Annotated in this window: 8 protein-coding genes; 2 read left to right on the top strand and 6 right to left on the bottom strand. The window is 46.6% G+C overall.

Annotation, left to right across the window (positions count from 1 at the left end):
• Positions 1 to 42: 42 nt before the first annotated feature.
• From AACR41_RS03265 to AACR41_RS03255, 3 genes are read right to left on the bottom strand one after another with little or no spacing between them, the layout of a single operon-like run.
• Positions 43 to 660 carry a hypothetical protein gene (locus AACR41_RS03265; protein WP_030007847.1) on the bottom strand — a complete coding sequence of 206 codons (618 nt, stop codon included), beginning with the start codon at positions 658 to 660 and terminating at the stop codon, positions 43 to 45.
• 11 nt (positions 661 to 671) lie between these two features.
• A complete protein-coding gene (locus AACR41_RS03260) occupies positions 672 to 1,127 on the bottom strand; it encodes a hypothetical protein (protein ID WP_143596760.1) in 456 nt (151 codons plus the stop codon).
• Positions 1,128 to 1,180: 53 nt separating this feature from the next.
• Positions 1,181 to 1,591, bottom strand: a complete 411-nt coding sequence (locus tag AACR41_RS03255; protein WP_030007845.1) for a hypothetical protein — start codon at positions 1,589 to 1,591, stop codon at positions 1,181 to 1,183.
• Between the two features lie 1,018 nt (positions 1,592 to 2,609).
• Here AACR41_RS03255 and AACR41_RS03250 point away from each other — a divergent pair.
• Positions 2,610 to 3,230 (top strand): CPP1-like family protein, encoded by a 621-nt coding sequence (locus AACR41_RS03250; protein WP_030007844.1) that lies wholly within the window; start codon positions 2,610 to 2,612, stop codon positions 3,228 to 3,230.
• Between the two features lie 24 nt (positions 3,231 to 3,254).
• Here AACR41_RS03250 and nusB read toward each other — a convergent pair whose 3' ends face one another.
• From nusB to AACR41_RS03235, 3 genes are all read right to left on the bottom strand, one after another.
• Positions 3,255 to 3,896: a transcription antitermination factor NusB gene (nusB, locus tag AACR41_RS03245; RefSeq protein ID WP_012306559.1), complete on the bottom strand. Its 642-nt coding sequence runs from the start codon at positions 3,894 to 3,896 to the stop codon at positions 3,255 to 3,257.
• Positions 3,897 to 3,953: 57 nt separating this feature from the next.
• The gene (locus AACR41_RS03240) at positions 3,954 to 4,718 is read right to left on the bottom strand and encodes a DUF502 domain-containing protein (RefSeq protein ID WP_030007843.1); all 765 of its coding nucleotides are present in this window, start codon (positions 4,716 to 4,718) and stop codon (positions 3,954 to 3,956) included.
• A 257-nt stretch (positions 4,719 to 4,975) separates the two neighbouring features.
• Positions 4,976 to 5,803, bottom strand: a complete 828-nt coding sequence (locus tag AACR41_RS03235) for an HpsJ family protein (protein WP_030007842.1) — start codon at positions 5,801 to 5,803, stop codon at positions 4,976 to 4,978.
• A 95-nt stretch (positions 5,804 to 5,898) separates the two neighbouring features.
• Here AACR41_RS03235 and pgl point away from each other — a divergent pair, with 95 nt between their 5' ends.
• Positions 5,899 to 6,657 (top strand): 6-phosphogluconolactonase, encoded by a 759-nt coding sequence (pgl, locus tag AACR41_RS03230; protein ID WP_030007841.1) that lies wholly within the window; start codon positions 5,899 to 5,901, stop codon positions 6,655 to 6,657.
• The last annotated feature ends 8 nt before the right edge of the window (positions 6,658 to 6,665 follow it).

The raw sequence follows: 6,665 nt of genomic DNA, 5'->3' as shown, positions 1-6,665 counted from the left end.
TAGCCTTTGAGATATTTTTCCTCACCACTCAAAATATTATATTTAATCAGTCTTTAAGTAATTAGCAGACAATTCTACATCATCATCTAGCTTATTGTGAGTCGATTCATTTTGTCGGGCTTCATTTGTGCTAGAAGTCCGTCCTTGTGAAACCAACCGAACCGCAGAACATTGCCGCGCTAATACTGGATAAACCTCTGGATCTACTTGAATGCCTGAAGAAATCATGTCAGCACAAAGTTTGACTGTTTCCGCTGAAGTTTGGATTTGAAACTTTTCTAATTCGGCTTGCTCTCTTTCCAGTAGGGTAGTGCTGAAATCTCTACAGTTGCTGCCCACTTGACCACCGAGGGGCACAATAATGGCACCGGAAAGAGCGTAGGAATTTGAACTCTCCCCATCAAATGTATTGCCATTTGCAGAGCCACTGAGCACAAAGGAAGGGCGGGGACAAACGATCCCTCTAAAACCGTAGGTGGCACTTTGACCTAAGTTGTACACAGCGGTTTGGTTGACTACCCCAGTCGCACTATTCCCCAATGAATTTTCATTATTCATCGTATTACTTTGATCTTGCATCGTTTGAGCCGCTCCGTAAATAGGAGTCAGGAACACTGTGGAGACAGCCGTTAAAAGTGTGAAGAATTTTCGACCAAACATAAATGAAACCTTTAGAAATCAACGGAGAGATTGCTTTCAAAAATAAAGGTGGTGCCATAGGTCTCTGCTGAGCCTTTGACCGTTGTAGAGGAACCTCGTGTTGTAAATTCTGATGCGTACGAATATTGACTTTCGACTGTGTAATTTTCGAATTCGACACCACCATTGATGGGGTTCATCGATCCAGAAACTACATTTTGAGAGAATTCTGTTTCGAAAATGCTGGATTGCCCACGAGATTCTTCTGTAATATCAATTTCTGTGGAGCCGCCGTAGAATGGCTCAATGGAATGAAAAAAATTAGCCCGGATTGTGGGTACAGATGCAAAAGGATCTGGCTCTATATCCAAAGATAAAGGAGCGCCTGTGTATAAACCATCATAATAAGGCTCTCCCTGGAGCAGATTACCCGCAGATGCCGGGCTGGCGATGAACAATGCCATCGCCAAACCTAGCATTCTTTTCATGATTCTATCTGTAATAGTTAGAAACTTAGCTACGTGATAAATTACCGATGAGATTATCGGTTGCCGGCAGCAGTTTCATGCTCTGTAGTGTCAGATCCAGATTGCGTGAAAATGCTACCATCAAGTTTCGTTGTACTGCCGAAAGTTTCATAACCAGTTTCACCAGCAGAGGCAGTATGGAAAGTAAAGTCCTTAAAAGTTGTCGTAACGTCATAGCCACCACAGTAGCAGTCGATTTCCTGTGTTACAGACCCATCTTGATATGTTTTGTAAGCGTAGCTGCCCCAATCACGGCGACCATTAGACCATTCATCACTGTCTAAGGTAAGGTTAGTAGTCGTTCGAGACCAGCTAGTGATGTCTCTGTTAGTAACGTAGCTTTCGCCAGCCTGTGCGGCTTGACCGATGGCACCAAAAGCGATGATGGTTGCGAATGCGATTGTAGAAGAATTGAATTTAGCCATTGTAAGGAATCCTCAATAGAATTCAGTTTGATTTCAACAAATGCGTAACTAATTAATTTAGTCTTGCTGCTAGGCAAAGGTAAGACCCAAACCATCAAGTCTAAATTTCCCGTATAAACCAAGCCTCAGAACACTTAATTTCCTTGAAATCTCGGTAGAAGAACTACTCCCTACTTCTAGGATTTTTTTGGGAAAACACGTACGTATATCGCTTTGATCCTTGCAAGTAGAGGTTTCAAGTGCCCCAGAAGGATCTCCATGAACCTTCTCTCAAAGAAGAAAGATGAATAAAATACTTCTTTTGGGGTAAGAGTACGTGATTATACTGAAGCAGATTGTGGTTTACTTCTTTTTGTTACTTACGTATTTGTTTGTACTTCAGTTTTATTCCCTTTCAAAAGGAAGGTCAACCCTTTAAAGCTTGATTTTTATAAATTCTATATAATGAAGCTTTTTTCTATAAAATTAGTGCCTAATTAATCTGAGATTAAAAGAAGCTTCATGAAACTGACAAAATTCAGGACGTCTTTAACTAATTAACATAAACTTATGTTTACAAAGCCAGATCGAAAGAAAGACGATCCATAAAAACTCAAGCTTGAGTTTTTATGGATCGACAAAATGGACTTATTTTAGTGCCGAGTGCGATCAACGGGCACGAACCACAGTCTGGGAGGATTGTATTTTTGTGCTTGTCTGTTCATTGGCCTCTACGCGATCGCTTAGTGGAGGGTCTTTGGGATGGTCTCTGAGATTTTGTACATTGCAGCGAGTTAGGGAGCCTGAGTGGTTCAAGTACCTACTCCGTTGATCAGCTAGCGTTAAGTATGGGGATGTATGCTCTCTGGTCTAGGCAAGTCTTGAGGCGATCGCCCCGGCTATCATCACCAGAAAAAATTTTGCTCTATGGAAAGCGCACCGGAAAACGCTCATAATAATAAACTGTATGATGATTGGGTTACATTAAGAATCTAAGGATGTTCCAATAACCCAGTGGCATGCTCACAGGAGGAGGAGAATGAGCGAACAAAATCCCTACGAAACCCTTGGGCTTGCAAAAACGGCTTCATTTGAAGAGATCCAAGCAGCCAAACAAAAACTAAGCGCCCAATACGAAGGCGATCGCGCCGTAGTGGACAAACTCGAAGCGGCCTACGATGCGATTATTATGGATCGCCTTAGACAACGACAACAGGGCACCCTAGATGTTCCGGATAAAATTCGCTTTGCAGAAACTTCTCAGAAGAAGGCGCAGGCGTCTCAACCGTTGGTGAAGTCTCCCGAACTGCCCCAGTGGTTGGTCAATTTACGGGATACACCAGAAACCAACACTCTATATACTGCCCTCGGTGTCAATGGGGCGATCGCCATTGCCGGAATATTCCTCGCAACGGATCTGACCTCAACCCTTTTGACCGTGGCCTTGGTGGCGAATATTTACTTGCTCTACCGTAAAGAACAGCGCTTTGAACGGGCTGCCCCCATTGGGTTTGTGGTTTTGGTGGCAGGGATTGCCCTCGGTAGTGGTGTGAATGCCCTCCTCAATAGCACTGGTGTCACAGTGGCGATCGCCCCCGAACATCTCCTATTAGTGTTCACCAGTATTGTTTTTGGCTTAGGGACGAGTTTCTTAAGATAATGACAATAACGACCTGAAGGGCATCTATTTGAGGCTGTCCTCAGCCCGGAGGCGATCGCTAACCCGGCGCAGAACACCATTAATAAAACGATGGCCGTCTTCGTCAGAATAGCGTTTTGCCAGTTCTACGGCCTCATTGATGGCCACTTTATAGGGCGTTTCTAAAAACAAAATTTCAGCCACAGCGATGCGCAGAATATCCCGGTCTAAGCGGGGCAGACGATGGTATTGCCAATCCACTAAAGACCCGTCAATGACCTCTTTGATCTGATCATTGCGACGGCGGAGGGTTGTGAGAATCTCTAACGCAAAATTGCGCACCTCATGTTGGCGGGTCAACTGCAAAAATTCTGGCAATTCCACCACATGACCCAAACGATTAATTGCCGCACGGGTCAATTCCAGGGCATCTGCGGCCATTGTGCGCGCACTCTTGACATTGACCGCTAACGTTTCACTTCTGAGTAATTGCTCCTCCGCCCGGGAAACTTCACTCGCCGCATCCTCTAAAATGTCATGGATTTCGCTACTCAGGGTCCGAACCGCTGCCAACATCAATTCATCAAGCTCTACGGCTTCTAACTTATCGGGCTTGCCTTTGATCTGACTCAAGCTCAATAGAGCAATTTCACGGGCAACACTACGGGGCTGTTTACGGGCGGGCATAGTCTAACTAGGGATAAACAATAAGGAAAATCAACGTCACTCAGAGGCACCATTAAACTACACTTCTTCCTCTAGAGAAAGCATATCCGCCTGGGGACTATTCAATTCTTCAAGAGGACGCTCCAATTCACGGGACTTTTTACGGCGGGTCAGATTGAGGGGAATTGTGCCCCGCACTGATTTTCGTTCGGTCTCTGCATCCGGGCTGACAATGCCCCCAGAAATTAAGACTTTAAAGGCATCCTCAATGGACATTGAGAGGTTGATCACATCATCTTCTGGCACCATTGCATACCAGCCAGAGGTGGGGTTCGGAGTCGTCGGAATAAACACACTCAAGAGAGGATCGGCCACCTGGGCCTGTAATTGGGGACTGACTGTTCCTGTGACAAAACCTAGCGTCCAAACACCAGGTCGCGGATATTCCACCATCACTACCCGTCGGAAGCGACTCTGGGAATCCCGCAAGAGAGTTTCTAATAGTTGCTTGAGGGTTTTATAAATTGCGCCTGCTAGGGGAATTCCCTGGAGAATTTGTTCCCCCACATCCAACAGCCAACGTCCGACAAAATTTCGTGCCATCAGACCGATCACCAGAATAAATGTCAGGGGAACGGTAATCCCAACGCCAATATTTAAGGCATTGGTCAAGATTGGGTCCAGGCCATCGAACGGATTAATCTGCTTAGGGATTTGCGTCAAAAAATTAATCACCCAAGTCGCAATCGTGATCGTCAACCAAATGGTGGTCGCTAGGGGGATAACAACGAGCAACCCGGCAATCAGATCGTTTTTTAAATCTTGTTTCAGACGTTCTAACACGGTAGGGCGAGGTTTCCTGGTAGGGAGATGGTGGACGAAATGGCGGGAATATATACAGTGGGTAGTCGTTTTTGTCGGTTTAGGAAATCAGGGAAATTTTGGGGACTAGGGTAGAAAAATAAGTGAAATGTTAAGAAAAAAGACGACGTAATCTATTTTACTGAATTCTTTGGGGTTGCCAACGTGTCTGGGTGCTACTGTGCTGGAAAAAATGGGGTGACAAGTACCCATCGAGGTCACCCCAAGCGGGAAAAATATTATTCGGAATCGGCAGGTGCTTCAGGTTTGGGGGCTTGGGATGGGCTTGTTTTATTGAACCAAGCATTGCGAACGCCAAGCCAACCCACAATCAGATAAGCAATTCCTAACAAGAGACTGCGGATAGTGGTTGGGATAATTTCCTGGAGGACACTGCGGTTGGCTTCTTGGCGCTGTTGTGTCTGGAGTTCAACAACGCTTTGTTGTAATTCTTCTAGCCGCGCATTCAGGGCTTCGGGGTCATTGACGAATGTTTGGTAGTTGAGGAATTCTTGCCTTTGGGCTTCGACTTCGGCGATCTGCTGGGGGGGAACTTGACCAGAGTTGAGGGCTGTTTCGATTTCTTGGATCTGTTGCTCTAGTTGTTGTTTGGCTTCGGGGTTTTGGGCAAGGGCCTGGAGTTGGCTGTATTGCTGCTGGACTTGTTGTTCTCGCTGTTGGGTTTCTTGTTCAATTTGGGCGATCGCCTGTTCCCGAATGCCCTGCATATTGTCGAGGTGGATAGGGATGAGAATCAAGAAGATCACCCCAAGGACGAGGGAAAAAAGAAAACTTAAAAAGCGACCATCTGTAATGGAGGCGCGCAGTTTTGCTGATTTTCCGGCATTGTCATCTAGCCAACTGCCCAGAAGCAGAGCCACAATCCCAATCAAAGGGTTAAGCCCTCTACCGACTACCTGATTTGTGAAATTAATTTGCCAAGCATTGTCCAGGGGCAGCCACGGGAAGGCGGCAATGACGTAATCAACGAAAGAAGAAATTAACAGTACGCCCCCCAAAATCTTGAGGCTCAGGGACGTAAAAGAAGCAAGGCGAACATTATTCATACTTTATGTATCAGTCAATGGGCGTTTATGGGTGTCACCACTAGAATGACGAGTAACGCTATTTTAGGGGGCATAGTTCGTCCTCTGTAAAGTTTATGACAAAATACCTGGAAATCCTGGATGATAAACCGGAACTCATTAAACGGGCGCTGCGTATTGTCATGGGCCGGATTGAGGAGGCGATCGCCCGTCGTGGTGTCTGTACCATTGCCCTTGCCGGCGGCAGTACCCCCAAACCTTTATACGAAAAATTAGCAGAGCAATCCCTCCCCTGGGCGCAACTCCACATTTTTTGGGGAGATGAACGCTATGTACCGGCCGATCACCCCGATAGCAATCAACGGATGGCCCGGCTCGCCTGGCTGGATCAGGTGCCGATTCCGGAGGGCAATATTCACCCGATGCCGACCGCAGCCGCAGACCCCCAGCAAGATGCAGCGGCCTATGATGCAACGTTGAGAAATTTTTTTGGCGATCGCCCCTGGCCCAGTTTCGATATTGTGCTGTTGGGCATGGGGGACGATGGTCATACTGCTTCGTTATTTCCCCAAACGGCGGCCCTAACCGTTGGCGATCGCCTCATCACCGTTGGCGAGAAACAGGGAGAACCCAGGCTGACCTTTACCGTGCCCCTGATTAATGCCGCCCAGAACATTCTTTTCCTAGTCGCTGGAGAAAATAAACAGGAGGCGCTCCAGAAAATTTTCCATAGCGATGCCGATGGGTTTGCCTATCCCAGTAAACTGATCAACCCAGACCACGGCGTTCTCTGGTGGCTCCTGGATGCTGCTGCTGGCGATCGCCTCGCCCCCGATCAAGCAATCTATCAAACGAAATCTCGCCCAGAGCCTTAAAATAAAAC

It is taken from the genome of Picosynechococcus sp. NKBG042902 (assembly GCF_963864045.1).
GTDB lineage: Bacteria > Cyanobacteriota > Cyanobacteriia > Cyanobacteriales > MRBY01 > MRBY01.
Note: the sequence above shows the minus strand (reverse complement) of the source record. Positions and strands in the feature narration are given on the sequence as shown.

What these genes read in the sequence shown, in the direction of transcription:
- AACR41_RS03265 (WP_030007847.1), bottom strand. Translation starts at nt 660, where the DNA reads ATGTTTGGTCGAAAATTCTTCACACTTTTAACGGCTGTCTCCACAGTG.
- AACR41_RS03260 (WP_143596760.1), bottom strand. Translation starts at nt 1,127, where the DNA reads ATGAAAAGAATGCTAGGTTTGGCGATGGCATTGTTCATCGCCAGCCCG.
- AACR41_RS03255 (WP_030007845.1), bottom strand. Translation starts at nt 1,591, where the DNA reads ATGGCTAAATTCAATTCTTCTACAATCGCATTCGCAACCATCATCGCT.
- AACR41_RS03250 (WP_030007844.1), top strand. Translation starts at nt 2,610, where the DNA reads ATGAGCGAACAAAATCCCTACGAAACCCTTGGGCTTGCAAAAACGGCT.
- nusB (WP_012306559.1), bottom strand. Translation starts at nt 3,896, where the DNA reads ATGCCCGCCCGTAAACAGCCCCGTAGTGTTGCCCGTGAAATTGCTCTA.
- AACR41_RS03235 (WP_030007842.1), bottom strand. Translation starts at nt 5,803, where the DNA reads ATGAATAATGTTCGCCTTGCTTCTTTTACGTCCCTGAGCCTCAAGATT.
- pgl (WP_030007841.1), top strand. Translation starts at nt 5,899, where the DNA reads ATGACAAAATACCTGGAAATCCTGGATGATAAACCGGAACTCATTAAA.